This is a genomic window from Methylocaldum sp. 14B, assembly GCF_002005105.1.
Taxonomy (GTDB): Bacteria; Pseudomonadota; Gammaproteobacteria; order Methylococcales; family Methylococcaceae; genus Methylocaldum.
This window is the reverse complement of the sequence record NZ_MSCV01000036.1, coordinates 43065-68648: the sequence shown is the minus strand read 5'-3', so window position 1 is coordinate 68648 and position 25584 is coordinate 43065. Positions and strand designations below refer to the sequence as shown.

The window sequence follows — 25584 nt, the reverse complement described above, 5'->3', positions numbered from 1 at the left end:
AACGTCACGGCCGCGGCATGCCAGACGGCGATGTTGTGGACCTCGCGCGACGACGCCATCACATTGGCCGCCAACGGCAGGAACAGCCCCTCGCGCCAGTGGTCGGCGCGGGCCGCCGGGACATGGGGTTTCAGCAGCCGGACCGCTTCGATCAACACCAGGGCGCGGGTCGCTTCGTCCAGACTCTGATTCATCAGCTGGGCTCGGCCGTTCCAGGTCTGCAACGGGAAGCCGCGGTAGGCGTCGGCGTAGAAATCGAGCTGCGAAGCCGCCCAATCCAAGTAGCGCGTATCGCCGGTCAGGCGGAACAGTCGGGCGGCGTCCAGCACGCGGTCGATGTTGTAGATCCGATTATGGGCGATCCAGGCGGCGCGCAGCTTTTCGTGGCCGGGCTGGTCGGGCGGTATCGGCTGATCGGGGGTCCAGTGGAGGAGAACGCCCGTGTTCGGATCGACGTAGTCGTGGATCCAGCCGGCGACCCAGTCCGCGCTCTCGCGGGGCGTGGTCATCCAGTGATCGATCCAGTCGGTTCGCTCCTGCAACCAAGCCGTCCAGCGAGGATCCTGTGCCACGCGCCGGCGGGCCGCGTCCCAGTACTCACGGGCGGCACGGGCCGGTGCATAGCCGCCTTCGCCGGCCTTCAGCGTGGCGAAAGCAGATTTGCTTTCCTCATTGCTAGGCAGCCCTGACAACGGCGGGGTTTCTCCGACGGCCATGGGATTGAAAAATACCCCCGCTAGCGCTAGAGCCAGCCTGCTCCATAATCGGAAATCTCTCATGCTTGAAGCACTCCCTTGATGGTCATGGATGAAAAAACTGTCGTGAATTGCCCGGGAAGTTAAGTTCGATTTCAGCCGTCTTAATGCATCGAAAACGGGTAATATAATGTATGCGGCGTGCCGGGATTGCCTTTGCCCGTACTGTTTTGCTATTTCGCGGGATACGGAGTCGTATATTCGGTATGCAGCGTACCATGGAAAGAAACAGCTTCTTTTTTATCATGGCCGACACGGTTCTTGTTATCTTTAAGAGCTCTGTTTTCAAGTCGAAACATTTCTGCCGGGATTATTATTTTTGCCGGCCGATTTCGAATCGGAAAGGTTTCGACCTGTACCTCGAAAAATCGCGGCTTAAGGTATATCGAATGTGTTGTAGCTTTACTGAATCCGTTTCAGTCTATGCGTTGCCGGACCGGTAGCAATCGATGATGATTTTCGGTGTCGCACATTGCGATAACTCTATACTCGGTTCTTACAATGCGCTTTATATTCGTCGCGGGACTTACTTTAAAGGGAAAGTCTTTTTTATATCGTGACTCGACCCACAAAACCGAAAGCGGACAGATTGTCTTGTAGATATACTCGGCGGACAGGACGAATTCTCGACGATTTACAACTCGGTTTGGAAAATGAAGATAATCGATAACTGGCTGGCAAACGCGAGGCGGCTAGAGAGTTGCAATTGCGACGACAGGCCCGATTCAGGGGATATTTCGCTGGTGGTGATACATGGCATCAGTTTGCCTCCGGGCGAGTTTGGCGGCAACTGGATCGACTGTTTGTTTACCAATACCTTGGAACCGACTGCCCACCCTTATTTCGAGCGCATACACGGCTTTCGGGTATCGGCCCATGCGCTCATTCGCCGCGACGGCGAGATCGTTCAATACGTTCCGTTCCACCGGCGCGCTTGGCATGCCGGGATTTCGAACTACGAGGGGCGGGAGCGCTGCAATGATTTCTCGATCGGCATCGAGTTGGAAGGGGCCGACGATATTCCCTATACCGACCGGCAATACGAGCACCTGGCCGATTTGCTCTCCGCCTTGCTGGCGAATTATCCGGGCTTGTCGCCGGACCGGATCGTCGGTCACAGCGACATCGCTCCGGGGCGAAAAACCGATCCGGGCCCGAGTTTCGATTGGGAAAGGGTTTACCGCTTGCTGTCCGCAAGAGGTTTTCAGCCGACCGGAGGCAGAGGCATTCTCGTCTGAGGTGAAACCGTCGTAGGCGGGGATGAGGCGATAGCCGTTCCCGGTAAATGCGCCTTACTCCGGGAATGCTGGGCTTGTTCCGGTCTATGATCCAGCAGGTCGGAAATCTTTTGCATGCGAAGCCGATTGCCCGTCCGTTGTGTCGGGAAAGGATTCCCGACCTACTTGGCTATCGTTTATAGGCCGGCAATCCCTTGCCGGCAAATAGGTCTACACCAGGCTGGCCGTCGACTGCCGCGGTCTCACGGAGTCGATCAGCAGCATCGCTACGCCTATGGTGATCGCGGAATCGGCCACGTTGAAGGCCGGCCAGTGCCATTCTCCATAAAACACGTCGAGAAAATCGATAACGTATCCGTAAATGATGCGGTCGATGAGATTGCCCAGCGCGCCGCCCAGAACCAGCGCCCAGGCCGCGGCTTCCCAGCGTTGGCCCTTGCCGAGCCGGCTCAGCCAATAGCAGATAGCGCCGCTGGCGATGACGGCCAGGCCGATGAAGAACCACCGCTGCCATCCTCCGGCTTGGCTCAGAAAGCTGAACGCGGCGCCCTGGTTGCGTAGGTAAGTGAGCTGAAAAAAAGGCAGCAGGCCGACCGACTCGTAAAGTTCCATCGAGCGATCGATCAGTTGCTTGGTGAGCTGGTCCAGGCCGACGACCAGCGCGGAAAGCCAAAGCCAATTCAACATGAGATCAGGCGTAAAGACGGGTTTCGCCCTGTCCTGCCACGTTCTCCACGCAGCGGCCGCAAAGCTCGGGGTGATCGGAATGCTTGCCGACGTCCTCGCGGTGATGCCAGCAGCGTATGCATTTGGGTTTGTCGGAAGCCCGAACTTTCAGCTCCAGTCCCTCGATCCCCGTCGGAAGCGTGTCGCTGTCCCCTTCGGGCCGAAGGCTCGCATACGAGGTGATGAACAAGAATCGAAGCTCGCTTTCGATAGGCGCAAGCCGTTCGAGAATCGGTTGGCTGCCGTAAAGCTCGACTTCGGCATCCAGGGACGAGCCGATCTCGCCGCGCACCCGCAGTACTTCCAGTTCCTTGCTCACCGCCTCGCGGACTTTGAGCAGGAAATCCCAGAACTCGCGGTTGAACGGAGAGGATTCGTCCAGCGGGAACAGTCCCTCGTACCAGGTCTCCAGAAACACCGATTCGCTCCGCTTGCCGGGCAAATGACGCCAGATTTCATCGGCCGTGAAGCTCAGGATGGGCGCCAGCCAGCGGGTTAGTGCCTCGGCGATGTGGTACATCGCGGTTTGTGCGGATCGCCGCGGCAGGCTGTCCTCGCGGCAGGTGTACTGGCGGTCCTTCAGCACGTCGAGATAGAAGCTGCCCAGGTCGATGGAACAGAAGTTGTGGACCTTTTGATAGACCAGGTTGAACTGGTAGGTCTCGTAGGCTTCGACGATTTCCTGCTGGAGACGGAAAGTCCGGTCCACCGCCCAGCGGTCGAGCGCCAGCATCTTTTCGGGTTCGACCGAATGCCGCTCCGGGTCGAAGCCGCTCATGTTCGCGAGCAGATAGCGGGCGGTATTCCGCAGCCGCCGGTAAACGTCCGCCGTGCGTTTCAGAATCTCGTCGGAAACGCTCATCTCGGCCCGGTAGTCGGTTGCCGCGACCCAAAGCCTCAGGATATCCGCCCCGAGGTTCTGCATCACTTTCTGCGGAGCCACGACATTGCCCTTGGATTTCGACATTTTCTTGCCTTCCGCATCCACGGTGAAGCCGTGGGTCAGCACCTGCCGATACGGCGCGGCGTCGCGGATCGCCACGGAAGCGAGCAAGGACGATTGGAACCAGCCGCGATGCTGGTCCGAGCCTTCGAGGTACAGATCGGCCGGCGAATGCAGGTCCTCCCGCCGATCCAGCACGCAGAAGTGGCTGACGCCCGAATCGAACCAGACATCCAGCGTGTCGTTGATCTTCTGGTACTGCGCAGCCTCTTCGCCCAACAATTCCGCGGGGTCGAGATCGAACCACGCATCGATTCCCCGTTCCTCGACCCGTTGCGCGACCGCTTCGATCAGGTCCTCGGTGCGGGGATGCAGGGCGCCGGTCTCGCGGTGGACGAACAAGGCGATCGGCACGCCCCAGTTCCGCTGCCGGGAGACGCACCAGTCGGGCCGGTTCGCGACCATGCCTTCGATTCTCGCCTGCCCCCAGTCGGGTATCCATTCCACTTTCTTGATTTCTTCCAGGGCCTGGCGGCGAAGATCGTTCTTGTCCATGGCGATGAACCACTGGGGCGTCGCTCTGAAGATGACCGGCGTCTTGTGCCGCCAGCAGTGCGGATAGCTGTGCTCGATGCGCGCTTCGTGCAGCAGTGTGCCGCGTTCCTTGAGCACCTCGACCACATGGCCGTTGGCGTTCATGACGTGTTCGCCGGCGAACAGCGGCGTGCTCGGCAGGAACTTGCCGTCGTCCGCCACCGGATTTTCGACCGGCAGCCCATAGCGCTGACCGACGACGTAGTCTTCCTGGCCATGGCCGGGCGCCGTATGCACCGCGCCGGTACCGGCGTCGAGCGTCACGTGCTCGCCGAGAACGATAGGCACCTCGCGCTCGTAAAACGGATGGTGCAGCATCAATCCCTCGAGATCCGAGCCCCTGCAATACGCCACGACGCGGTAATCGTCGACGCCGCAACGCATCATGACATCTTTCATCAGGGCTTCGGCCACGACCAACCGCTCCATCGGTTCCCGGCATTGCACCACGGCGTAATCGAGATCCGGGTTGAGCGCCACGCCCTGGTTGGCCGGCAGGGTCCAGGGTGTCGTCGTCCAGATGACCACCGACAGCGGGCCTTCGCCCGGATGGCCCGGAACCGAGTGACAACGCTGGATCAGCGCGGTTTCGTCGAGAACCCTGAACCGCACGTCGATGGCGATCGAGCGCTTGTTTTCGTATTCGACCTCGGCTTCGGCCAGCGCGGAGCCGCAATCGGTGCACCAATGCACCGGCTTTGCCCCTTTCATCAGATGGCCGCGCGCGGAGATTCGGCCCAAAGCGCGCAGGATGTCGGCCTCGAAGCGAAAGTCCATGGTCAGGTAAGGATTTTCCCAATCGCCGAAAACACCGAGCCGGACGAATTCGCGGCGCTGGATGTCCACTTGTTCGGCCGCATAGGTTCGGCAGGCCTTGCGGAAATCGGAAGCGTTGACCTGCACGCCGGCTTTGCCGATCTTCTTCTCCACCATCAATTCGATGGGCAGGCCGTGGCAATCCCAGCCGGGCACATAGGGCGCGTCGAAACCGTTCAATCCCTTGCTCTTGACGATGATGTCCTTCAACACCTTGTTTACGGCATGGCCGATGTGGATTTCGCCGTTGGCGTAGGGGGGGCCGTCATGAAGAATGAACTTCGGGCGCCCACGGAACGTTTCGCGAATCTTCCGGTAAAGATCCATGCTGCGCCAGCGCTCGAGCTGCTCGGGCTCGCGCTGCGGCAGATTGGCCTTCATCGGAAAATCGGTGCTGGGTAAATTCAGTGTCGATTTGTAATCCGTGCTCATGATGCAGAGGATGATGTTGAATTTGAGATGGCGAAATAGCCTCTTGCAGTCATGACGTCCCGTTCGATCTGGGCCTGCAGTTCGGCTAAGCCGTCGAAGCGCTTTTCGTCCCGGAGCTTGTGGCGAAAAACGATTTCCACCTGTTTTCCGTAGAGGTCTCCGGAGAAGTCCAGCAAATAGGTTTCGAGGAGCACCGTACGTCCTCCCGCGACAGTCGGGCGTATGCCTACGTTCGCGACCCCCGGCAGCGGATGTTCGCCTATTCCGGACATTGTAACGGCAAATACACCCTGTACAGGAGTGTTTTTCCGTCTCATCAAGATGTTGGCCGTGGGAAAGCCGAGCGTTCGGCCGCGCTTCGCCCCATGGATGACGCGTCCGCAGACTGAATAAGGACGCCCCAGGAGTCGCGCTGCGCGAGCTAAATCGCCTGCCGCGAGGGCTTTGCGGATCGAAGTGCTGCTGACGCGTCGTCCATCGACCAATACCGACGGCGTGTCGACCACTTCGAAGCCGAATTCTTTCCCGGCCTGCCGCAACAAGGCAAAGTTGCCGAGCCGGTTTCTGCCGAATCTGAAATCGTCTCCGATCACCAGATACTTGATGCGCAGTCCTTCGAGCAGGATGTCTTGAATGAAGCTTTCCGCCGGCAACATGGCGAGCTGCCGGTTGAAGCGCAGCAGCAGCACCTGATCGATCGGCAATTCAGCCAAGCGGGCCAGCTTTTCACGGAGCCGGGTCAAACGGGCCGGTGCTTCGTTCGGGAAAAAATATTCCCGTGGCTGCGGTTCGAACAGGACGACCACAACCGGCAAATCCAGCCTCCGTCCTGCTTCCGCCAGCCTTTCGATCACTTGGCAGTGACCAATATGGACGCCGTCGAAGTTGCCGATCGTGGCGACGCAGCCCCGTTCGGGAAGTTTCAGTTCGGCGAGTCCTCGAATCAAGCGCATGCGACGGTCCTCAGGTACCTTCCGGAACCAGCATGTGCCTGGGACGGAGCCCTGTCAGGGTAAGACACGACAGATAAGTCGCGAGGCCCAGCAGAATCCACAAAGCCAGATGCGAAATTCGGTCGGCGAGCGACCAGATCTGCCACGGATAAGCATTGGACGCATAGACCAGGATCGGGACCATCACGCCACTGGCGAGCGCTACACGCAGCAGGAAGATCGGCCATCCCGGTTCCGGTTTGTAAATCTGCTCCTTCAAAAGTTTGGCCAGGAGCAGTCCGGCGTTAAGGAGCGCCGCCAACGCCGTCGACAGAGCGAGACCCGCGTGACCCCAGCCGATCGGCGCGAGTTGAAAAATCAGAGCCAGGTTCAACGCGAGGTTGGCGATAATGGCGTAGACGCCATACCTGACCGGGGTGCGGAGATCCTGTCTCGAGCTGAAGCCCGGAACCAGCACCTTGATTGCGATGAAGCCCATCAATCCGATGGAGTAAGTCGTTAGGCTCCGGCTGGCCATCTCGGCGTCATGCGAAGAAAACCGATCGTACTGAAAAAGGGTGGAAATCATCGGTTCGGCGAGTAGCGCTAGGCCCAAGGTCGCCGGCAAGCCGATCAGGATGACCCAGCGGAGAGCCCAGTCCAGCGAACGGGAAAACCCGTCGCGATCACGGTTTGCATGATTTTTCGACAAATGAGGCAACATTACAGTGCCGATAGCGACGCCGAAAATGCCCAAAGGGAATTCCACCAGCCGATCGGAGTAGTAAAGCCAGGAGACGCTGCCGGACACTAAAAAGGAGGCAATCACCGTGTCGACCAGGAGATTCACCTGGGTTACCGAAACCCCGAAAATCGCCGGTCCTATCATCTTGATGATGCGGCGAACGCCGGCATCGTGAAACCCAAGGCGGGGTTTCGGCAGCAAGCCCTCCCGGAGGAGCGCAGGCACTTGAAATGCGAGCTGGACGACGCCGGCGATCAGCACACCCCAGGCCAAGGCGGTAATCGGTTCGGACAGGTAAGGGGCGAACCAAATCGCCGCAGCGATCATCAGAAGGTTCAGAAAGACCGGCGTGAAGGCCGGTATGGCGAAACGTCCCCAGGTGTTCAGAATGGCCCCGGCGAATGCCGTGAGGGAAATGAAGAAAAGATACGGCAAGGTGATGCGCAGCATCTCGACGCTGAGCTCGAATTGCTCCGCATTTCGATAGAAACCGGGCGCAAACAGCATGATCAAGACCGGCGCAGCGATAATGCCGGCGAAGGTGACAAGCAACAAGGCCAGCGACAGGCTGCCGGCCGTACGATCCAAGAACGGCCTGAGCTGGGTCGGGTCGTGGCGCTCCTTGTAATCTGACAGAACCGGCACGAAGGCCTGCGAGAAGGCGCCTTCCGCAAAGAGGCGGCGCAGGAAGTTGGGAATTCTAAACGCGACGAAGAACGCGTCGGTGCCGGGATCGGCACCGAAATAACGGGCGATGACGACATCTCGAACGAACCCTAAAAGGCGGGAGACGAAGGTCATGCCGCCGACGGCCGCCGTGGATTTCAGTAGATGCTTGCTCAGAGCCTAAAACCAGTGCTTTCGTTGAAGAAAAGGCCGTAGTATAAGGAATTTGGGCGATCAAGGCACTGTTAGAGATACGCTGCGAAAAGCTATCCGAAAATGGCCTATAACCTGCGAAAACGTCTGGCCCGATAGTTTTGTGAAAATTGCGCTCTTGACTCTTGAATTACTTGTGACGAAAATAACGAATTCGCTTAAAACGATTAGGATTAGAGGTTTTCACCTTGGCTAATATTGCTTCAGCAAAAAAACGCGCCATACAATCGGAAAAACATCGCGCCCACAACGCGGCTCAGCGCAGCCGGTTGCGGACCTTCATCAAGAAGGTCATTCTGGCGGTAGAATCCGGCGACTTGGAGCAAGCGCAGGCCGCATTTCGCGCCGCAGTTCCCGTTATCGACTCGTCGGTTAACAAGGGCTTGATCCACAAGAACAAGGCCGCTCGCAGCAAGAGCCGTCTCAACGCCCGAGTCAAAGCGCTGGTTCTGAGCGCATCCGCCTAAGTTTCTGGCGGAAAGGCGAGGCGGGCTGGCCCGCCTGCCTCTCTCAAGCCAGTACCAGATTATCGCGGTGAATCAGTTCCGGTTCATCGACATATCCAAGCAGGCATTCGATTTGCGAGCTCGGTTGTCGCATGATGACGCGCGTTTCGTCAGCGCCGTAATTCACCAGCCCGCGAGCCACCTCTTTTCCCTCCATATCCACGCAAGCGACTAGGTCGCCCCTGTGGAAGTCGCCGTCCACGGCGGTTACGCCGATGGGCAAGAGGCTTTTGCCGTCTTCTTTCAAGACGCGCGCAGCACCTTCATCCAAGTGCAACTTACCCTTGAGTTTGAGCTGTCCGGCCAGCCAACGCTTCCTGGCCAGCATCGGGGATACATCGGGAATCAGAAAGGTACCCAATTCCTCGCCCGCAACCACCCTTGCCATGACATTTTGCTCCCGCCCGCTGGCGATAACCGTTGCCGTCCCGGACCGGGAGGCCAGCCGAGCGGCGCGCAGTTTGGTGATCATGCCGCCCCGGCCGAGTCCGCTGCGACTCTCGCCCACCATCTCGCCGAGGCGCGCATCATTGATGCTGGCCTGGTAGACGAGTTGGGCGGTGGGGTCCAGGGTCGGATCGCGTTCGTAAAGTCCCTTTTGGTCGGTCAAAATGATCAAGAGATCCGCTTCCAGGAGATTCGCCACCAAAGCGGCGAGCGTGTCGTTGTCTCCGAAGCGGATTTCCTCGTTCGCTACCGTATCGTTTTCGTTGATGACCGGCACCACCCCCAATTCGAGCAGGGTGAGTAGGGTGCTTCGGGCGTTAAGATAGCGCTGCCGATCCGATAGGTCGTCGTGGGTCAGCAGGATTTGCGCGGTATGAAGACCGTGCCCTTGAAAGAGGGATTCATAAGTCTGAATCAGGCCCATCTGTCCCACGGCGGCGGCCGCCTGGAGTTCGTGCAGGGAGCGTGGGCGGGTTTTCCAGCCCAGCCGGCACATGCCTTCGGCGACCGAGCCGGAAGAAACGAGAAGAATTTCTATATCTTGGTGGCGCAAGACGGCAATTTGAGCCACCCAATCGGTGATTGCGGGCATGTCCAGTCCGCGCCCGCCCCCGGTCAGCAAGGCACTGCCGATCTTGACGATGATGCGGCGGGCGTGGGCGAATTCAGTCCTGTTCTGCATCTTTTGTTTGGTCCTGCTCCAGGAACGCCATAACGCTGTAGGTCAAGTCTTTGAGGCCGTCGCCTCGAACGGCGGAGACCCTAAAGACGGGGCCGGCCCATTCGAGACCTTCTATGATTTCGCGGCAGCGCTGTTGGGCTGCGTCGTCGGCCAGCCGATCGATCTTGTTCAATACCAGCCAGCGCGGCTTCTGGTCCAAACCCTGGTCCCATTGTTGAAGCTCGGCAATCACTTTTTGTGCCGCCGTAATCGGGTCTTCCAGGCTTTCGTAGGGTTCGACATCCACTACGTGGAGCAGCAGCTTGGTACGGGCAAGATGCTTCAAGAACTGCACTCCCAGTCCCGCTCCATGCGATGCGCCCTCGATGAGGCCGGGAATATCGGCCATGACGAAGCTGCGCTGATCGTCGACGCGCACGACGCCAAGATTCGGATACAAGGTGGTGAAAGGGTAATCCGCAACCTTGGGACGTGCGGCGGACACGCTGCGAATCAAGCTGGATTTTCCGGCATTGGGCATGCCCAGCAAGCCGACGTCCGCGATGAGCTTCAGCTCCAGGCGCAGGGTGCGCCGTTCGCCCGGCGTTCCGCTGGTGGCCTTGCGCGGCGCGCGATTGACGCTGCTCTTGAATCGGGTATTGCCGAGGCCGTGAAAGCCGCCTTGGGCTACCAATAATTTTTCGCCTTCCTTGACCAGGTCGCCGAGCTTTTCGCCGGTTTCGGCGTCGAACACCTCGGTGCCGGTAGGTACGTGGACGATGCAGTCGGCGCCCGAATGGCCGGTGCAGTTGCCGCCCGACCCGTTTTGTCCGCGTTCGGCGCGAAATCGCGAGTGAAAGCGGAAGTCGACCAGCGTGTTGAGATTGGTGGAGGCGACCAGAAAAACGCTGCCGCCGTCACCGCCGTCGCCCCCGTCGGGGCCGCCGAAAGGAACATATTTTTCGCGCCGAAAGCTGACGCAGCCGTTGCCGCCGTCGCCCGCTTCCACCCGAATTTCCGCTTCGTCAACAAACTTCATGGTAATGACAAAAAAGCCCCGTCACGGACGAGGCTTCTTCCTATTTAAAAGGGCGGCCCGTAAAGCCGCTTTGATCCTTAGGCTTCGCTTTGAACGATACTGACGTATTTGCGCTTGAGCGGGCCTTTCACCTTGAACTGGACCTGTCCGTCGGCCAATGCGAAAAGCGTATAGTCTCTTCCGCAGCCTACATTCTCACCGGCGTGGAATTTGGTGCCGCGCTGCCGCACGATAATGCTGCCCGCTTGCACGAACTGACCGCCGAAGCGTTTCACGCCGAGTCGTTTGGATTCTGAATCGCGGCCGTTGCGCGAGCTGCCGCCTGCTTTCTTGTGTGCCATCGTGATTCCTCGCTCTTCGATTAGGCAGAGATACCTGTGATCTGAATTTCGGTGTAATTCTGCCGGTGGCCCGCCTGCTTCATGTAATGCTTACGCCGGCGGAACTTGACGATTTTAATTTTCGGGTGCCGGCCATGAGCCTTGATGGTTGCGGTTACTTTGCCGCCATCAATGAAGGGTTTGCCTACTTTCAAGCCGGAATCCGTTTGAACCATTAGCACCTTGTCGAACTCGATTTGCTGGCCGGCTTCGGCGCTCAGGGTTTCGACCTTGACCACGTCGCCCTGTTTCACCCGATATTGCTTGCCGCCTGTTTGTATAACCGCGTACATTTTTGTTGGCTCCAACGCAGAAAATTCTTTTAAACACGGAATGATAACCGTGTATGCCTAAATCCGTCAACCAGCTGAGTTTCTTGCCTGCCGAGTTGCGAATCGCAACCGGCGTGACGCCGTCAGAGGGCAACGAGTATTTCGCCCTTGCCCAGTCCGCACATGTCTCCGGCATAGCGCCGTACCCGCTTGAGGGTGTCGGACATTTCGGAGAACCGGGTCTCCAATCCCTGGAAGCCTTTCAGAAGCAACGGTATGAAGCCGAGCGTATGGGTGCCGCAATCATTGAAGGTAGCCGGAATGGATGCCGGTGTCCGGGCAAGCAGCACGGTGCCCCGGTTCATGGCATAGCCGAGGTGTGCGCCGACTTCGCCGAGGACGGCGATGGTGCCGGCCGTCATGCGCGAACCCAGATAATTTCCGGCGTTGCCCTCGATAAGAATGGCGCCGCGCCGCAGATGGTCGCCCACGCGGTCGCCGACGTTTCCTTTGACGATGACCACGCCGCCGGCCATGCCCTTTTTATTGCCGGGAAGGGCTGCGCCGAGGAAATCTCCGGCGTTGCCGCGAATCAAAATTTCGCCTTTTTTCATTTCGCAAGCGGCGTAAGCGTCGACGTTGCCGCTTACGATGATGCGTCCGCCCTTGAGGTGCATGCCCAAATAACTGCCGGCATCGCCCTCGACGCGGATTTCCCCCTGGCTCATGCCCTTCCCGATATAGTCGAGCTTACGGCTGCCGCGGAAGATAAGGCGGTCGGAACCTTGCCCTTCGATCGAAAACAGTTCATCGGCACGTATTTGCCGGTTGCCGTATTGCAGCAATTCGGCGCCGATTTCACTCGCGGATTTGTCGGCGAGCCGATCCGGCGTCAATGGGGACACGTCGATCCGTTGTTCGAGTTCGGCCTTCAGGGTGAAGGTGAGCGCCGTCATGCCATGATCTCCTGAAGATGGAATAGGAAAGGACCCAATTTGCCGCCGTAATTGCCCGCGCTGATGCGGCGTATGCCGTTTTCGGCGCCCAGGCTGCAAGCCGCCTCGATGCCGACCCGCATGGCTTTCTTGATGTCGTCATCGGTCAAGCCGTCGATGACGATCTCCATGACCGATTCGATTTCGGGGCTCAAATCCGTCCTGGTTTGACCTTTGAGCGTGGGGCAGAACGCGTCGTTGGTCGACGCCGACAAGGCTTTGTACTTGGAGCCGACCTTCGAGCCCGAGCGCACCACGCCGCCGGGGAAAGGCATGATGACGTTCGGGATCTTTTTCATGGCTTCGATGGCGGCCTCGCAAGCGGCCAAGGCCTGCGGCTGGCTTTCCGCCAGGATCAGGAAGTTGCCGCCGCCTACGGCCTTGACGGTGCAGGTGGTATCTTCGCAGAGGAACTCGCCGTCCATGACCGGGACGCGCCAATACCGTTTGCCGTTGATGCGCTTGGAGATCTGGAATCCGTCCCCGAAGAAGCGGAGATTCTTGCCCAAGGGAATCTTGTCGCCTTCGTGAATGCCGGCGAACAGTGCCGAGGTGGGCGAGGTCAGCACGCACTGGCCTGCGCGGGTTTCCACTTGCTTGGCCAAGGTTTTGCCGCCCATGGCGAAAATCAGCGCGGAGATGCCCGGTCGTCCGTCCGGCGTTTCACTCGGATCGAGTTCTCGCTCTATGCCTGCTTCGCAGCCACACGCGATTACCGAAGTGGCGAAGCCTGTCATGGCCTGAGCCGCATGATAAGCCCATTTGAGATTTTGAGCGGTGATGATGACCCGTGTGGCCCTCATCGGAAAGGCTTCGGCGAAAGTCGCATCGATCTGGACGCCGTTAATGTTCATGCAGTTCCTCACGGCTCTTTTGTTTTATTTGCAGAATTCGGGTGCTTTGCGTCTCAACGGGGGAGAATGCTCGCGCCATTCTTGTTAGGCCTGACCTTGGCAGGGATGAACGAGAATCTTGCTGCGTCCATCGTTCTCGATTTCCCAGTCGCGGATGATGAAGTTGTCCATCTTCATGGTGTGGTAGCGATCGAAATAGTCCCGCAGTCGCCCTTCGATACCCGCGCGCTCGAACTCCGGCTTGACGGTGTGCACATTGCCCCAGACGACATTGACCACTTCGCCGTTGCGGACGACCAGTTCACCGTCCTTGAAGACATAATCGGGCTTGGTGAACATCGCCTCCTTGTCCTCCTGTTCGGTGTATACGGTAATGTCCCCGGCGGCTCCCGCGCCCAAATGGCCGCGGTCGCTGAGGCCGAGAAGCCTGGCGGCTCCGGCGCGGGTCATGATCGCGATCTCGTACAAACTGTACTCGCGGTCGATGGAGCCGAGCGTGCTCAGCGCGGCGGCATCGGCGTTGATGGTCGAGAGCATGTCGTTGCGGAAGCTCTTGTCCATCAGCAGCCGGATCAAATGGGGATAGGTGGTGAATGGCGCACCGTTGGGGTGATCGGTGGTGAGGAAAATGCGCCAGGGATCGTCCACCAGCAGGAAGATTTCGAGCCCGATACACCATTGCAGGGCATTGACGAAATTCTGGTCCCTGTACTTGAATGGTACCACCCCGCAGCCGGCGTCGCATTCGATGTCCATGCACACCCATTTGTTCGGATGGGCATGATGGGAATTGACGAACTGGCGCATGGAGTCGCCCGACGCGGTGACGGTCTGGCCGAACAGAATTTGCCCTACATCCGCCGTGATGTTGCGGTTCTTGTTGATGGCCTCCGCGATCTGTGCCGCGCCCGAAGAAAACTTGCGGTCGCCCTCGGTGCCATAACTATGGAACTGGATATGAGTTAGATGCATCGGCAAGCCTTCGATGCCGGTGATCGTGTTCAGCGTCGTTTCCAGATTGCCCGGCACCCCTAGATTGCAGCCGTGCACGTGCAGAGGGTGAGGTACGCCCAATTCGTGTACCGCCCTGGCCAGTTTCTGCAAAACCTGGCGCGGCGTGACGCCGTAATAGCTATGCTGATCGTCCAGATCCAGCTTGCGCTGGTTGAATTTGAACGCGCTGATTCCGCCGGGATTGACCACCTTGATGCCGATGCATTGGCTGGAGTGCAGAGTCCAGGCCACGTAATCGTTGATGACCTGCTGGTCGGCGCCGGACGAGAGTAGGCGCAGATAGAAATCATCGCTGCCGAGCATGGCATAGCCGCCTACGTCCATCAGCGGTACGTCGGCCATTTCCATGTGCGCTTGGCGGGCGTTGATGGGGAGCACCGCCGGTTCGAAGCCGGCGGTATAGCCCATTTCCGCATAGCGATAACCGGTGGTCAGCGTGGAGGGCGTGGCATGGCCGCAGCCGGCGCGTTTTAATCCCGAACGGGGCGATGGATCGGCGCGGTGATCCTCCGGCAGGAGGTTGCGGGCGATCGTCACTTTGCCGCCGCCGATATGCGTGTGCATGTCGATGGCTCCGGCCATGATCACTTTGCCGCGGCAATCGTATTCCTGATCGGGCGCCATGCCTTGAATATCGGAGTGAGGAACGATCCGGCCGTCGCGGATGTAAATGTCCAGCACCTGGCCATCGATGTTGTGCGCGGGATCGTAGACAGTGCCGCCCGTGAGTTTAATCAGCATGAAACAAGCTCTCCTGTGGATCGTTACCGCAAGGTGATACCGCTGGTCCGGTTATATCCGGAATCCGACCCAGTCCGGGCGGTCGCACCTCGGGGTCGTCGTCAGAAACACCAATCTCAGCGGATCGGTCTTGCCGCCGCAGTCGTCATGCAATGACGCTGGAGATCGATGGGTGGGATGAAAAGGCGGTACTGGCATCGAACTGATGTAAATGTCTTTATGGAGCCATTCCTAGCCGGAAGAGGCTAAATATGTCCAAGTCCCAGCAAAGCATTCGCCACTTCTCATCGTTGGACCCGCGTATTCACAAAGTTATGCAAAAACACGCGGTCCCAGGATTTTCTGGAAGGGACGGCCAATAAACTCGAATCAATCTGACACAATGCCTCTTCCGTAGGCTTGGTATAGCCCGGAAGAATAAGCAACCCGGTTTAACTTTTCAACTCGACGGCATCGGTTCGGACGGAAAAGGGTATCGCCAGAGTATGGGGCGGGGTGCAAACAGCGGTTTGAACGGGCTGATTCTGTGCCTGTCCTCCCGGTTTGCTCTGGAATGCGGCGGGGCAAGCCGGGAGGGAATAGGAACTATCGGAGACTGTTGCTACGTGGTAGAGCCGAGTGCTTGCTCGATCGCTCGAAGCACATCGGATGCTTTGAATAGCTCGGACTTGCGGAGTTGGTACAGCGGCATGGCGACGACATTGTCGCAACGGTACATGTGGCCGGCAAAGTCGATGCCGGGCACGCCCACGGGAATGAACACGTCGGGTTCGGATTCGAAGCGCATTCCCGAGCGGCCGATCACGACCGTGGGTACGTCACTCGCCGGAGGCGGCGTCGAGCTCAGGCTCGAAATCCAGAACAGGGCATCCGCTTCGCTGTTCGCGAGGAGTCGTGCCGCGCCGTTGTGGTAGGGGTCGTATTCTGGGTAACCTCGAGCATAGCTGACGCGCGTAGGATAACCGCTGATCCATGCGCACACCTGGCTCGCGGTGCGATCGCCGTCCTGTCCGCCCAGTGGCAATACGGCGGCGCGGGTGTCTTTATTCAGCGTCGCCACCATCTGGCACAGCTGCTGTACGGTCAGTTCGGCGTCAGGAAAGGCGAGTTGTCCCGCGGCCCAGGTCACGACGCTGTAATGGGCTTGGCGCAGCCGATCCACGACCGATTGCAGCTCCGAGACGGGGATGCCGGCGACCTGTTCCGCTTGAAGTTTCGCGCCCTTGGCCAGAGCCGAAAGCGCCGCCGCCACATCCGGCAGGCTCTCCTGGGCACAGGGGATGACCTTCGGCGGGCGGCCGTCGGGGGCGGTGGCCGCCTGGCCGGTCGGGGCGCGGCCGATGAAGATGATTTCGCGCTTGCCGGTGTCACCGTTGAACAGCGTTTCCTTGTTCCAGACGAAGCGTTCGAAGAAGCGCGGAAAATTGAGTTCGATATCGGTACCGAACGAGACCAGAACCTCCACCCGATTCTTGAGTTCGCCCAAGGTCGTCGCCATCCAGCCGGAATCGGCCAGCACCAAGAGGTTGCGCAAGCCGCCTTCGGCACGCATTTGATCGAACACGCCTCGGCAACGGTCGATCAAGGAAAGCGCCGCGCGGGTTTCGTCGACATCGGTGCCGAAGCCGCTGAATACCGGGAGGCGAGTGCTTTTCAATATTTCCGAGGCGCGCGCGACGGCCTGGTCCAGCGTAGCCGGCTTTCCGGCGATGCGTGGAACGGTATCGGCGATCGCTTGCTCGAAGCCGGGAATCGTTACGGCGTCACCGTTCTCGAGGATTCTGACCCGCTGGCCCTCGACTTCGATTTTCAGGTCGTCCGAGGCTATGCCGCAAAACGGGCTGGGAACGTTTTCGAAAACGCGGGTTTGGGTACTTTCGGTCATGCCATTTCTCTCAAGAGATATCAAGACGTCGGGTGGCGTAGCCGCCGAAGAGGTAAAGGATCATATGCGGACAGGCGCAGGTGTTGCACCAAATCGCGCAAGAATAGGTCTTTCGGCCTCAACTTTCAACTTCGGGCCAGCTAATACTTGGGCCCCGTAATCGTCTGCTATTTTCGGCGGCACGAGCCGTAATCGATCGGAAAGGTTTGGGTGGGATCAGTGATGGGTTTGGTGAGCCCCAGATCAGCCAGGACATCGGGTTGGCTCAGTCTGGACTTTGCTGCCGCCTGCTCAGATAGCACACGGTGAGTCGGCATTTCATAGGCGAAAGCCGATGCGCCCAAGACAGCCGCCGACAGAACTCCAAACAGCTTGGAAGTTAGTCTGCTCATTGCAGGTACTCCCGGAAGAATTCCCTGGCGGAACCACAATTTTCAAAGCTGAAGTAGTTTTCCATGGCCTGTAGGGAAGGAAGATTGGTGTTATGGATACCCAAGCTATCGAGACGTTCTCGTTCCTTGATCAACGCGGCATTTTTTTCCTTGGGCAGGGAATTCCACTACCCATATATTGCATTGGGTCATGAATATATTTCCCGTAATCCTCCAAAGTGCCCTTGAACTTTTCCAGCTTGATGACCTTGCCGTCCCAGTCGGAATAGCGCACGGGGATGTCGTTCTCGGGCCGGAGCCGTTCCGGCTGCCGACTATTGACCAAGACGCGAATCCGATAGCCACCCTTGAAGAATTGCAGCGCTGGATCCTCGTTTCCCAGTCTCGTGCCATACGGCAAGTGGCTGGGAACCGCTTTCGGTCCCCAGCCGGGGATATGGAACTGACCTTGCTCGTCCGTGACCGCTTCTATTATTTCCAACTCTCCGGTACTTCGCCACGCAGGGGCGTACAGTACCCAGTCCGCCACCACGTTGACGCCCTCCAAGGGCTCCCAGGTCTCGGCGTCGACCACGGTCGCTGTAATCGGCTTGGCCGAATAGGTCTTGGCGCAGGCCGGCAACGATAGTGCGGTGAGAAGAAGATATAAGTACAAAATGATGCGGGGTAGTTCCATGGACGCTCCTTCACACGGAAGCGGGCTGCCGGATGCCGCCCGAAGTCTGAAACAGCTTGCTTCAGTTGTCCTCCCGGTCCGGCAACGGCGGCGAGGTGAGCGCCTGGTAGAAGTACTCGCGCGCGAATTTACAAAGGGGTCTGCCCCCTTTATCTTTTTGGCCCCGTTTTCCGTGCGCGAGCCGCTCCAAGCTCTTCAGATAATTTTGATAATCGGCAACGTATTGGTTGGGCTGGGTGTTCTTGAGGGTTTGCAGGGCATTCTGGATTGTATACAGGGCTTTCCGCTTCGCCTCGAACTCTTTCTCGACCTGCTTTTCTCGGCAAAATGCTTTTCCGGATTTGCGATTTTCACGTCCGGCAGCGTCGTGGAATAGCGGGAGTAGCGCGAGCACCAGGGTAATCAGGGGCGGCTCGAGTCCGGGTTTCATGAATGGGATCCCGCATGGATCAATAATTTACCCGCGCAGGCACGGGATCGAGCGGGTTTATTAGCGGTGGGGGTTCGGAGAGGTTAGTGTCGCTTAATGTTTCGTATATAGCCTGAGCGCCATAGATTCCCCGTTTCTCGCGGTACGGGGTGGAATCCATAGTATTGGTTTCCGGATCGAGTTGGTTGATTGTCGCAGTGTATGTATACGTATGAAGAGAGGGTTCTGAACTGAGATCCGGAGTGGACCCTGCCGGATACCCTTCCGGAAAGATTTTCATCCAATAGGCGGAAAAAGACCCTGGGTCGGTCAGCACCGCGAGCCGTCCATACCGGCTCACCAGAACGCCTTCGATCGCTGCCGTCGCGGCATACGTCTCAACCGGGTTGGCGGGATCGAAATTCGTCGGGGGTACAAAACGAAAGTAAGCGGAGAATCGATACCGGTACTTGCAGGTATCATAATCGACCTTGAGGATCTGGTCACAATAGTACTGCTTGAAAGGGTATAACCCAAAAGGCAACCCTCCCCATAAATATTGCTCCATGGTATTGTAACTGCCGATTTGGAAGTCGGGTTCGGCGATGTCCTTGGTGGCGACCGCCACCGCGTCTTCCTCCTGCCCTAACGGGCCGCGATAGACGACTTGCAGGTAGAGGTCCGTGGCGTTGATGGGGATGGGAGTCGGGAAGAGGAACGTAACCGGCTGCGCGTCGGCATTGATGCCGGCGGGCACGTCGGTCTCCTCCGAGACGACGATGTCTTCGTTCTCCGAGCGGCACTGTTTCCAGTCGTTAATCCTGGCATTATTTTCATCCTCGGCGCCGTATTCCCCCGACAGGTCCGGCTGATAGCAGCTGTTGCGGTGAAACTTGGCCACGGCCTGGAGCTTGCCCGGCGCTCCCATGGGTTCCACTCCAGTGACGGCGGGCGTGACGTTTCTCAACTTAAGCTTGATCTTGCGGAAGCCGTCCGTGTTCTTCGCTTTCTCGACCGAGTGATCCACGACGCCGTAGACGCCCTCGTCGGATAGGGAGATTTCCATCTTGCCGCGGAAGAAGTAGTTGATCAGGCCGGCGGAATAGGCGACAGCGCGGGGGATGAGGAACTCGTGGGCAGAATCCAAGTCAAAGCGGTTCAGCGCAAAGACAGGAGCCACTCCTTTCTTTTCTAGTTCTGGATCGAATAGCGAATAGCTCGCTGCCCGTGGATTGTCCCTGGTTTCGCTGGGCCGGAGACTATCTGTGACCGTGTTTGCAAAGAAGGTAATCTCACCCGAGATGGCGGGAGGGCAAGGAGGCCGCCCTTGCGCCTCGGCCTCTGCGCACACAGTTACGACATCAAGGGGCTGTCCCTTCATCAAGGAAGACAATGTCGGAGAAGGAAGTGCCTCCGAGCTGAAAAGCGTCCCGGAGGAAAAAAATCCTCGATTAGTGTATTCGGCGATGCCGTTTCCCCTAGTGCCGTTTCCTTCAGTAGTTGTCCAGAACTGGCGCGGCGTGGTGAAATTGCCGGTATCGTCGGCGGAATATACCGGAGCATAAGTGGTGAACCACATATTGGCCGGGGGATTTCTCAGCGTCCACTTCTCGTAGAGGCTTGGATTCCACAGGCCCAGGAAATAGCCGGGAAATGCGCAAATCAGTCCATCGCAATGCGGTTCGTTGCGCACATGCTGGGGTTGGGCCATGTGCTGTAAATGGTGGATAACGTGCCCCAGCGTCTGGAAGGTCAAGCCCCAGTTCTTGCCCCGCTCCGCCTTGTCAGGCTTGGTCAGCGCGTTATAAAAATACTGCCGCCCTTTCTTGTAAGAAAACGGCTGGTCCGTGCTGAAATCCTGGATATCCTCCAACGCCCAATTCGGAGAGGGCGCACCCGGCATCCAGCCGTCCACCGTCAAGCCTTGCCCATTTACTGGATTAAAAGTGATAGAGCGCCTGGATATCGCGGCGATTGTCTTCGAAAGCGGCACCATGCTGTATCAGTGCGCTAATGGTCATCAGGTTGCTAACGCCAAAGCCTAACAACGTGTCTGAATTAGGGAATTTTTGGCTCTCATCGTAGAGGTCTACGCCTTTCAGCCCAAGCTGTTTTAGCGTCGAAAGTTTGCTTAGAATCGAATCTTGTGCTGCATAAGCTGCCATTGTCGTATGCGTCCCTACTTCGTATCCACAGGCCGGAATCACCCATGCCAATATAGCGGCTATAAATATAAAGAAGAACGATTTTATTGTCATTTGGCATACTCCTTGAAAAACTCCTCCGCCGATCCGCATCTTCCTTTATATTGATCAAGGAGACCAATTGACCAAACTTCAATATCGGCCTGTGGATCAATTGCCTTGAGGCGTTTTTTTTCAGCATCCATGGCCAAGATCATGAGCGGTATTTTTTTCCACTCGCAATCTTCCACAATATCTACCAAATATGAATACAATCCACCGTAGAAAATCTTGATCATTGTGTGAGTAACAACGGGATCCGCTTTCGCTAACTTTATAGTTCGCCCGCTCACCCACGATTTGCGATGAATGCCTGGCGTTTTCGTCCCAGCCCCTGGATAGTTGTTTGTGATCATCTTCCACTCGTAGCCCGGCTTGAAGATGATGATTCGAGGGTCTTGATCGCGCAGTTCGTACAGCATCGGATTGAGCTTAGTGAAGCCTTCGAAGTGGAAGCGGCCGGCCTGGTCCGTGACGGTTTCCTTTACTTCGAGCTGGCCTCTATCACGCTCACCATCGAGGCTGCCGACCACCAATTGCCAGTTCGCTACCACGTTCGCGCCTTCCAGTGGCTGATTCGTCTCGGCATCCACCACCCGCGCCTCGATCGGGTCGGCGATGTAGAAAGGCGCGCCGCAGCCCAGCAAAGAAATCAGCACGAACGCCAGTAACAGGAATCGGAACTTGCTCATTTTGCTATCTCATTCATCGAGGAAATCTTGCCCGTAGGGGCAGCAAGCCCAAGTTTCATAAAGTCCCATCCAGGATATGTAGGCCGTTAGTGTGCCGGTTCGAAAAAATTCGCCATTTGAGCTCCATTTTTCATACTCCCTGAAAAATGCCTTGACCGATCCGCACCCTTTTTCTGAATAGTACTTTTCGTTCGAAAGCAACCGGTCATATAACCCCAAAGTCCGGAAACGGATATGGTTAGCCTTAAAGACTTCATTTTGCTTGCCAGTAGCCAGTATCACCAATGGAATTCTTTTCCATTTGCAGGGGTTCTGAGGAAGCTCTGTAGGATAAAGAACCGCCACATTCTCCAAGAGGATATTTAGATAAGAAAGCTCTCCCGCGTATTCTTCAAGATTTCCCTTAAACTTTCGCATCTCGATAGTCTTCCCGTTCCAATCGGACGTTCTGACGGAAGGCCCTTTGCCGCGCATTTGCTCCGCTGTCTTGCGGTTATAGAGGGCTAGATACTTATAGCCGCTTTTGAACAACAGCAATTGGGGATCCGTATCTTTCAACCGGGCGTTCTGGTACTCCAACGGATATCCGCTCGGTATCGCCTTCGGCCCCCAGGCCGGGAAACTGAATTGCCCGGCACTATCCGTGACGGTTTCCATTACCATCATCTGTCCCAGGTTGGTGCCGCCTTCAAGGCCCCCTTCCAGTTGCCAGTTCGCCACCACGTTCACGTCTTCTAGCGGCTGTTTCGTTTCGGCGTCGACCACCCGCGCCTGAATAGGCTCCGCCGAGTATTTCGTCGCGCAGGCCTGCAGGGGCAACAGCAGCGCAGTCAAGATGGGAAGCAGGAAATTTTTCATGACCAGTCCTCACATGAAATCCAAACGCCATCCTCTCCCCGTAGGAAATGGCAGAACGGTGAGCGGCGCGCCATCCGGAAAAAGCGTTGATTTATGAGCCGGATCGAAGAAGTGGTTCGTACTGCGGTCGTTCGGCACGTCCTCGAACTGGGCGCCACAGGCGATGAGTTCCCCTATCAGATAAGATTCACCGTGCTTACAATTCACGAACTCCTCCGAATCGTCACCTTGGGTCGCGGGAAATTTCTGGGTGGCGTCAAGCCCAAGATTCCGCAGTACGGACTGGTCGGCCAGCATGGATTTGTCGGATGCTGCGCTCGACAATTCGCCGTGGGCCGGAATCTCATACGCGTGTGTCTGCCAAGCATTCACCAGCGCCGCCAAGGCCAAAGCGGGTATCGTCTGCCGTTTCATTTCAGATATTCCGAGAAGATTTCTTCCAAGCGGCCACATTCGTTCTTATCGCGTCTTGAGGACCACCATCGGTAATCGATGGTGCTGTTGCGCACTCCGCTCACTCCGGCCGCATTCAGCCTGTCCGCTTCCCGGAACATCGCCATCAGCCACCGCCTGAACTTCACCCATTTGCAGTCCTGGAAATGAAAACCGGAAGCGGACTTGACCATGCTCGCGTAGTCTTGCAGGCTGCCCTTGAACTTCTCCAGCCAGATGAGCTTGCCATCCCAGTCGGAATAGCGCACGGGGATGTCGTTCCTGGGCAGAAGCCGTTCCGGCTGCCGACGACTGTTGTCTAGGGCGCGAACCCGATAGCCACTCTTAAAAAAGTAAAGCCCTGGGTCTATATTTCCCAGTCTCGTGCCATGCGGCAAATGACTGGGAACCGCTTTCGGTCCCCAGCCGGGAATATGAAACTGCCCTTTTTTATCGGTCACCGCTTCGGCAACTTCCAGGGAGCCATCACTCCGCCAAGTGGGATAGTGCAATATCCACTCCGCCACGACATTAACGCCTTCGAGCGGCTCCCAAGTCTCGGCGTCGACCACGGTTGCGGTAATCGGCTTGGCCGAATAGGTCTTGGCGCAGGCCGGCAGTGATAGCGACGTGAGGACAAGAAGCAAGCGACAGGTCATGAAAAGGGTTTTCATCGGGCTTTACCTCACATGGAATCCAGGCGCCAGATCCCGCTGGGATCTTGCAGGAAATAGATCAGGAAGACGTGGTTCACGCCATCGATCGTGCGGCCGATCGCGTACTCAGCCATGCCTTCGGCATAGCTTCCTAACTGGGGCTCGGTATAGCTGCCGATGATTTCGGCCATATGCGGCATAAGCACATCAAACACCGGTCCGTACTTCGCTCGCGCCGGAGGACTCAGATAGTTCAGCGCCGTTATCTTGTCCCCGGCGATCAGGGCGCTGTTCATGCCGGTCCACAGGGACTGGAACATTTGATCCATTTGCTCCGGATCCTGCACCACGATCGGGAAGCTCTGGGTGAAGACCGAACCATCCTCCAATGTCACTTTGACGGCCGTCCGATAGGTCCACGGCGTCGAATATGTAAGGTTGAAGTTCACGCTCGCGGTGAAATCGATGGTGCCGTTTCCATCCCAATCGACCTCCACCTTCTGCACCGGGCTCGCCGTGTTGTTCGTCACGCTGAAATCCACCTTGAGCGGCGACAGGCCGCTCTGCGGCTCGGCATGTATCAGTACGCCCGGCGCCGGTGCGCCGGCGACCGAGATCGACTGGCTGACCGTCTGTCCGTCGAGCGTCGTTAACGTCGCGGTGAGGGTTTGAGTCTCCGTGGCAATCGGCACGTCATAGGCGTAGAAATCACCGTCCACAAGGGTGGCTACTACGCCATTGACGCTGATGCCGGAATGGAGGGGCGCGAGGAATCGGCCGCTCACCGTCACGTGATCTCCCGCAACAGTGGCGCCGTCGGCGGGGCTCATGATAGTGAGCCCGAGCGCATTCACCAGTATGCTCACCGGTGCCGAGGTCGTGCTTGCGCCCAGGTTGTCGGTGGCCACGGCGGTAAGGGTATAGCTGCCCGCAGCGACATTGGTCCAGTTGAACGTGTAAGGCGCGCTGGTGGCTGTGCTTAGGATCGTCGTACCCTGGTAGAAGTCGACCTTGGCGATGTTGCCGTCAACGTCGGCGGCGCTGGCGTTGAGAGTGATCGTCGCCGGTGCCTGGAAGCTGGCGCCCGCCGCGGGGCTGGTGAGGCTCACCGTGGGCGGGGTGTTGGGCGGTGGGGCGGCTACCGTGATGCTTGCCGCCGCGGAAGTAGCCGTCGCGCCGAGGTTGTCCGTGGCTTTTGCTGTCAGGGAGTAGCTCCCGGCAGGCACATCGGACCAAGTGTAGGCATAGGGTCCAGTGGTGACCGTGGCAAGCCAGGTCGAGCCGCTGAAAAACTCGACCTGTGCAATGCTGCCGTCGGAGTCGGCGGCGTTGGCAGCGAGATTAATCGTAGCTGGTGCGGTGAAACTCGCGCCGTTGGCTGGGGAGGTGAGGCTGACGGTAGGCGGCGCGTTGGCGCTGACGGTAATGGACACGACCGCCGATACGGTCAGCGCCCCGCGGTTATCGGTAGCGCGGGCCGACAATGCATATTGCCCGGCCGATTTGGCGCCGCTCCAGATGGCAGAGTAAGGTGGCGCGGTGTCGGTGCCGATGAGCGTTGTACCACGGTAGAACTCCACCTTGGCGATGCTGCCGTCGCTGTCCTGGGCTTCCGCCGAGACGGAGATTGGTTCGGTGGTCCCGAAAACCGCGCCATTCGCCGGGGCAGTGAGGTATGCCGATGGCGGCTGATTGGCCGGGGCAATGGTGAGGATGACCGGTTCGGAGGTCGCGACCGCGCCGCGGTTGTCTATGGCACGGGCAGTGAGGGTATAAGTGCCGGCGGACATGCCGGCCCAATGAAACCAGTAGGCGTTGCCGGCCTCCAGATAAGATGAGGGGTTGTCGACCGAGCCCACGAGGACGTCATCCGCATAGTAGTCGACCCGGACCACGTGGCCGTCGGGGTCTACGGCGTCGGCGTTCAGGTCGAGGCCGGTCGAGATGTCGAATGCGCCGCAGTAGGCCGGCGCGGTAAGCGCCACTAGTGGCGGCCGGTTGACAGTGATGACGACCGGCTCGGAGATAGCGGAAGCACCCAGGTTATCGGTGGCTATGACCCTAAGCGTATAGCTGGCTGCGGGTACATTGGACCACGCGTATGTGTAGGGCGTGCCGGTAGCCGTGCCGATCAGCGTCGTGCCTTGATAGAAGTCGACCTTGGCGATGCTGCCGTCGGTGGCGGTGGCGGTGGCGGTGGCCGACAGTGTGATCGTGGCCGGGGCAGTGAAGCTCGCGCTATTGAGCGGTGCGGTGAGGCTGACAGTGGGGGCGATGTTTTTGCCGGCGACCGCCGTCAGGGGCACCGCAGCGGCGAGCCAGAACACCATACGATAGATGAGGCGAGACATGGTTTCTCCCGTTCCTGTTCA

25 protein-coding genes are annotated in these 25584 nt (G+C 58.1%); 2 read left to right on the top strand and 23 right to left on the bottom strand.

What is annotated here, in order from left to right; all coding sequences use genetic code 11:
* On the bottom strand, window positions 1-779 hold a 779-nt coding region (locus B2A78_RS21365), incomplete at its 3' end, for a hypothetical protein (protein WP_205780860.1).
* Between the two features lie 629 nt (window positions 780-1408).
* Here B2A78_RS21365 and ampD point away from each other — a divergent pair.
* Window positions 1409-1993 (top strand): 1,6-anhydro-N-acetylmuramyl-L-alanine amidase AmpD, encoded by a 585-nt coding sequence (gene ampD / locus B2A78_RS21355; RefSeq protein ID WP_077732080.1) that lies wholly within the window; start codon window positions 1409-1411, stop codon window positions 1991-1993.
* A gap of 210 nt (window positions 1994-2203) precedes the next feature.
* On the opposite strand, the gene lspA is transcribed toward ampD, so the two are convergent.
* From lspA to murJ, 4 genes are read right to left on the bottom strand one after another with little or no spacing between them, the layout of a single operon-like run.
* Window positions 2204-2680 carry a signal peptidase II gene (lspA, locus tag B2A78_RS21350; RefSeq protein WP_077732079.1) on the bottom strand — a complete coding sequence of 159 codons (477 nt, stop codon included), beginning with the start codon at window positions 2678-2680 and terminating at the stop codon, window positions 2204-2206.
* Between the two features lie 4 nt (window positions 2681-2684).
* Window positions 2685-5504 carry an isoleucine--tRNA ligase gene (gene ileS / locus B2A78_RS21345; protein WP_077732078.1) on the bottom strand — a complete coding sequence of 940 codons (2820 nt, stop codon included), beginning with the start codon at window positions 5502-5504 and terminating at the stop codon, window positions 2685-2687.
* Complete coding sequence (gene ribF / locus B2A78_RS21340; RefSeq protein WP_077732077.1) at window positions 5501-6457, bottom strand: bifunctional riboflavin kinase/FAD synthetase; 957 nt, start codon at window positions 6455-6457, stop codon at window positions 5501-5503. The genes ileS and ribF overlap by 4 nt, the downstream gene beginning before the upstream one ends.
* Window positions 6458-6467: 10 nt before the next feature.
* A complete protein-coding gene (gene murJ / locus B2A78_RS21335; protein ID WP_346425854.1) occupies window positions 6468-8009 on the bottom strand; it encodes a murein biosynthesis integral membrane protein MurJ in 1542 nt (513 codons plus the stop codon).
* Window positions 8010-8248: 239 nt separating this feature from the next.
* On the opposite strand from murJ, the gene rpsT reads away from it, so the two are divergent.
* On the top strand, window positions 8249-8527 hold the full coding sequence (rpsT, locus tag B2A78_RS21330; protein ID WP_077732075.1) for a 30S ribosomal protein S20: 279 nt from the start codon (window positions 8249-8251) through the stop codon (window positions 8525-8527).
* Window positions 8528-8570: 43 nt separating this feature from the next.
* On the opposite strand, the gene proB is transcribed toward rpsT, so the two are convergent.
* The 18 genes from proB to B2A78_RS21240 all read right to left on the bottom strand — a co-directional run bounded on the left by proB (window position 8571) and on the right by B2A78_RS21240 (window position 25563).
* Complete coding sequence (proB, locus tag B2A78_RS21325) at window positions 8571-9695, bottom strand: glutamate 5-kinase (RefSeq protein WP_077732074.1); 1125 nt, start codon at window positions 9693-9695, stop codon at window positions 8571-8573.
* Window positions 9679-10713 carry an Obg family GTPase CgtA gene (gene cgtA, locus B2A78_RS21320; RefSeq protein WP_077732073.1) on the bottom strand — a complete coding sequence of 345 codons (1035 nt, stop codon included), beginning with the start codon at window positions 10711-10713 and terminating at the stop codon, window positions 9679-9681. The genes proB and cgtA overlap by 17 nt, the downstream gene beginning before the upstream one ends.
* 77 nt (window positions 10714-10790) lie before the next feature.
* Window positions 10791-11054, bottom strand: coding sequence for a 50S ribosomal protein L27 (gene rpmA / locus B2A78_RS21315; protein ID WP_077732072.1), 264 nt, complete (start codon window positions 11052-11054; stop codon window positions 10791-10793).
* Between the two features lie 20 nt (window positions 11055-11074).
* Complete coding sequence (gene rplU / locus B2A78_RS21310) at window positions 11075-11386, bottom strand: 50S ribosomal protein L21 (RefSeq protein WP_077732071.1); 312 nt, start codon at window positions 11384-11386, stop codon at window positions 11075-11077.
* 122 nt (window positions 11387-11508) lie between these two features.
* Window positions 11509-12321, bottom strand: coding sequence for a formylmethanofuran dehydrogenase subunit C (locus B2A78_RS21305; protein WP_077732070.1), 813 nt, complete (start codon window positions 12319-12321; stop codon window positions 11509-11511).
* Window positions 12318-13214 (bottom strand): formylmethanofuran--tetrahydromethanopterin N-formyltransferase, encoded by an 897-nt coding sequence (gene fhcD, locus B2A78_RS21300; protein ID WP_077732069.1) that lies wholly within the window; start codon window positions 13212-13214, stop codon window positions 12318-12320. Before fhcD ends, B2A78_RS21305 begins: the two co-directional genes overlap by 4 nt.
* A gap of 84 nt (window positions 13215-13298) precedes the next feature.
* Window positions 13299-14969, bottom strand: coding sequence for a formylmethanofuran dehydrogenase subunit A (locus B2A78_RS21295; RefSeq protein ID WP_077732068.1), 1671 nt, complete (start codon window positions 14967-14969; stop codon window positions 13299-13301).
* Between the two features lie 601 nt (window positions 14970-15570).
* Window positions 15571-16854, bottom strand: a complete 1284-nt coding sequence (locus tag B2A78_RS21290; RefSeq protein ID WP_077732067.1) for a formylmethanofuran dehydrogenase subunit B — start codon at window positions 16852-16854, stop codon at window positions 15571-15573.
* A 167-nt stretch (window positions 16855-17021) separates the two neighbouring features.
* Complete coding sequence (locus tag B2A78_RS21285) at window positions 17022-17246, bottom strand: hypothetical protein (protein WP_077732066.1); 225 nt, start codon at window positions 17244-17246, stop codon at window positions 17022-17024.
* A gap of 130 nt (window positions 17247-17376) precedes the next feature.
* Entirely contained in the window at window positions 17377-17922 is a 546-nt protein-coding gene (locus B2A78_RS21280; RefSeq protein WP_077732065.1) for a hypothetical protein, read from the bottom strand.
* Window positions 17923-17983: 61 nt separating this feature from the next.
* Entirely contained in the window at window positions 17984-18352 is a 369-nt protein-coding gene (locus tag B2A78_RS21275) for a hypothetical protein (RefSeq protein WP_077732064.1), read from the bottom strand.
* 19 nt (window positions 18353-18371) lie between these two features.
* Complete coding sequence (locus tag B2A78_RS21270; protein WP_143735267.1) at window positions 18372-20234, bottom strand: hypothetical protein; 1863 nt, start codon at window positions 20232-20234, stop codon at window positions 18372-18374.
* Between the two features lie 37 nt (window positions 20235-20271).
* Window positions 20272-20589: a hypothetical protein gene (locus B2A78_RS21265; protein ID WP_077732062.1), complete on the bottom strand. Its 318-nt coding sequence runs from the start codon at window positions 20587-20589 to the stop codon at window positions 20272-20274.
* A complete protein-coding gene (locus tag B2A78_RS21260) occupies window positions 20586-21266 on the bottom strand; it encodes a carboxypeptidase-like regulatory domain-containing protein (RefSeq protein ID WP_077732061.1) in 681 nt (226 codons plus the stop codon). The genes B2A78_RS21265 and B2A78_RS21260 overlap by 4 nt, the downstream gene beginning before the upstream one ends.
* A gap of 9 nt (window positions 21267-21275) precedes the next feature.
* On the bottom strand, window positions 21276-22124 hold the full coding sequence (locus B2A78_RS21255) for a hypothetical protein (protein WP_077732060.1): 849 nt from the start codon (window positions 22122-22124) through the stop codon (window positions 21276-21278).
* Between the two features lie 9 nt (window positions 22125-22133).
* Window positions 22134-22538 carry a hypothetical protein gene (locus tag B2A78_RS21250; protein ID WP_077732059.1) on the bottom strand — a complete coding sequence of 135 codons (405 nt, stop codon included), beginning with the start codon at window positions 22536-22538 and terminating at the stop codon, window positions 22134-22136.
* Window positions 22535-23230 carry a hypothetical protein gene (locus B2A78_RS21245; protein ID WP_077732058.1) on the bottom strand — a complete coding sequence of 232 codons (696 nt, stop codon included), beginning with the start codon at window positions 23228-23230 and terminating at the stop codon, window positions 22535-22537. Before B2A78_RS21245 ends, B2A78_RS21250 begins: the two co-directional genes overlap by 4 nt.
* Before the next feature lie 11 nt (window positions 23231-23241).
* Window positions 23242-25563 (bottom strand): Ig-like domain-containing protein, encoded by a 2322-nt coding sequence (locus tag B2A78_RS21240; protein ID WP_077732057.1) that lies wholly within the window; start codon window positions 25561-25563, stop codon window positions 23242-23244.
* Window positions 25564-25584 lie beyond the last annotated feature (21 nt).

Bases quoted from the DNA above. Each gene is read 5' to 3' on its own strand.
- ampD (WP_077732080.1), top strand. From the start codon at position 1,409: ATGAAGATAATCGATAACTGGCTGGCAAACGCGAGGCGGCTAGAGAGT.
- lspA (WP_077732079.1), bottom strand. From the start codon at position 2,680: ATGTTGAATTGGCTTTGGCTTTCCGCGCTGGTCGTCGGCCTGGACCAG.
- ileS (WP_077732078.1), bottom strand. From the start codon at position 5,504: ATGAGCACGGATTACAAATCGACACTGAATTTACCCAGCACCGATTTT.
- ribF (WP_077732077.1), bottom strand. From the start codon at position 6,457: ATGCGCTTGATTCGAGGACTCGCCGAACTGAAACTTCCCGAACGGGGC.
- proB (WP_077732074.1), bottom strand. From the start codon at position 9,695: ATGCAGAACAGGACTGAATTCGCCCACGCCCGCCGCATCATCGTCAAG.
- cgtA (WP_077732073.1), bottom strand. From the start codon at position 10,713: ATGAAGTTTGTTGACGAAGCGGAAATTCGGGTGGAAGCGGGCGACGGC.
- rpmA (WP_077732072.1), bottom strand. From the start codon at position 11,054: ATGGCACACAAGAAAGCAGGCGGCAGCTCGCGCAACGGCCGCGATTCA.
- rplU (WP_077732071.1), bottom strand. From the start codon at position 11,386: ATGTACGCGGTTATACAAACAGGCGGCAAGCAATATCGGGTGAAACAG.
- B2A78_RS21305 (WP_077732070.1), bottom strand. From the start codon at position 12,321: ATGACGGCGCTCACCTTCACCCTGAAGGCCGAACTCGAACAACGGATC.
- fhcD (WP_077732069.1), bottom strand. From the start codon at position 13,214: ATGAACATTAACGGCGTCCAGATCGATGCGACTTTCGCCGAAGCCTTT.
- B2A78_RS21295 (WP_077732068.1), bottom strand. From the start codon at position 14,969: ATGCTGATTAAACTCACGGGCGGCACTGTCTACGATCCCGCGCACAAC.
- B2A78_RS21290 (WP_077732067.1), bottom strand. From the start codon at position 16,854: ATGACCGAAAGTACCCAAACCCGCGTTTTCGAAAACGTTCCCAGCCCG.
- B2A78_RS21285 (WP_077732066.1), bottom strand. From the start codon at position 17,246: ATGAGCAGACTAACTTCCAAGCTGTTTGGAGTTCTGTCGGCGGCTGTC.
- B2A78_RS21280 (WP_077732065.1), bottom strand. From the start codon at position 17,922: ATGGAACTACCCCGCATCATTTTGTACTTATATCTTCTTCTCACCGCA.
- B2A78_RS21275 (WP_077732064.1), bottom strand. From the start codon at position 18,352: ATGAAACCCGGACTCGAGCCGCCCCTGATTACCCTGGTGCTCGCGCTA.
- B2A78_RS21270 (WP_143735267.1), bottom strand. From the start codon at position 20,234: ATGCCGGGTGCGCCCTCTCCGAATTGGGCGTTGGAGGATATCCAGGAT.
- B2A78_RS21265 (WP_077732062.1), bottom strand. From the start codon at position 20,589: ATGACAATAAAATCGTTCTTCTTTATATTTATAGCCGCTATATTGGCA.
- B2A78_RS21260 (WP_077732061.1), bottom strand. From the start codon at position 21,266: ATGAGCAAGTTCCGATTCCTGTTACTGGCGTTCGTGCTGATTTCTTTG.
- B2A78_RS21255 (WP_077732060.1), bottom strand. From the start codon at position 22,124: ATGAAAAATTTCCTGCTTCCCATCTTGACTGCGCTGCTGTTGCCCCTG.
- B2A78_RS21250 (WP_077732059.1), bottom strand. From the start codon at position 22,538: ATGAAACGGCAGACGATACCCGCTTTGGCCTTGGCGGCGCTGGTGAAT.
- B2A78_RS21245 (WP_077732058.1), bottom strand. From the start codon at position 23,230: ATGAAAACCCTTTTCATGACCTGTCGCTTGCTTCTTGTCCTCACGTCG.
- B2A78_RS21240 (WP_077732057.1), bottom strand. From the start codon at position 25,563: ATGTCTCGCCTCATCTATCGTATGGTGTTCTGGCTCGCCGCTGCGGTG.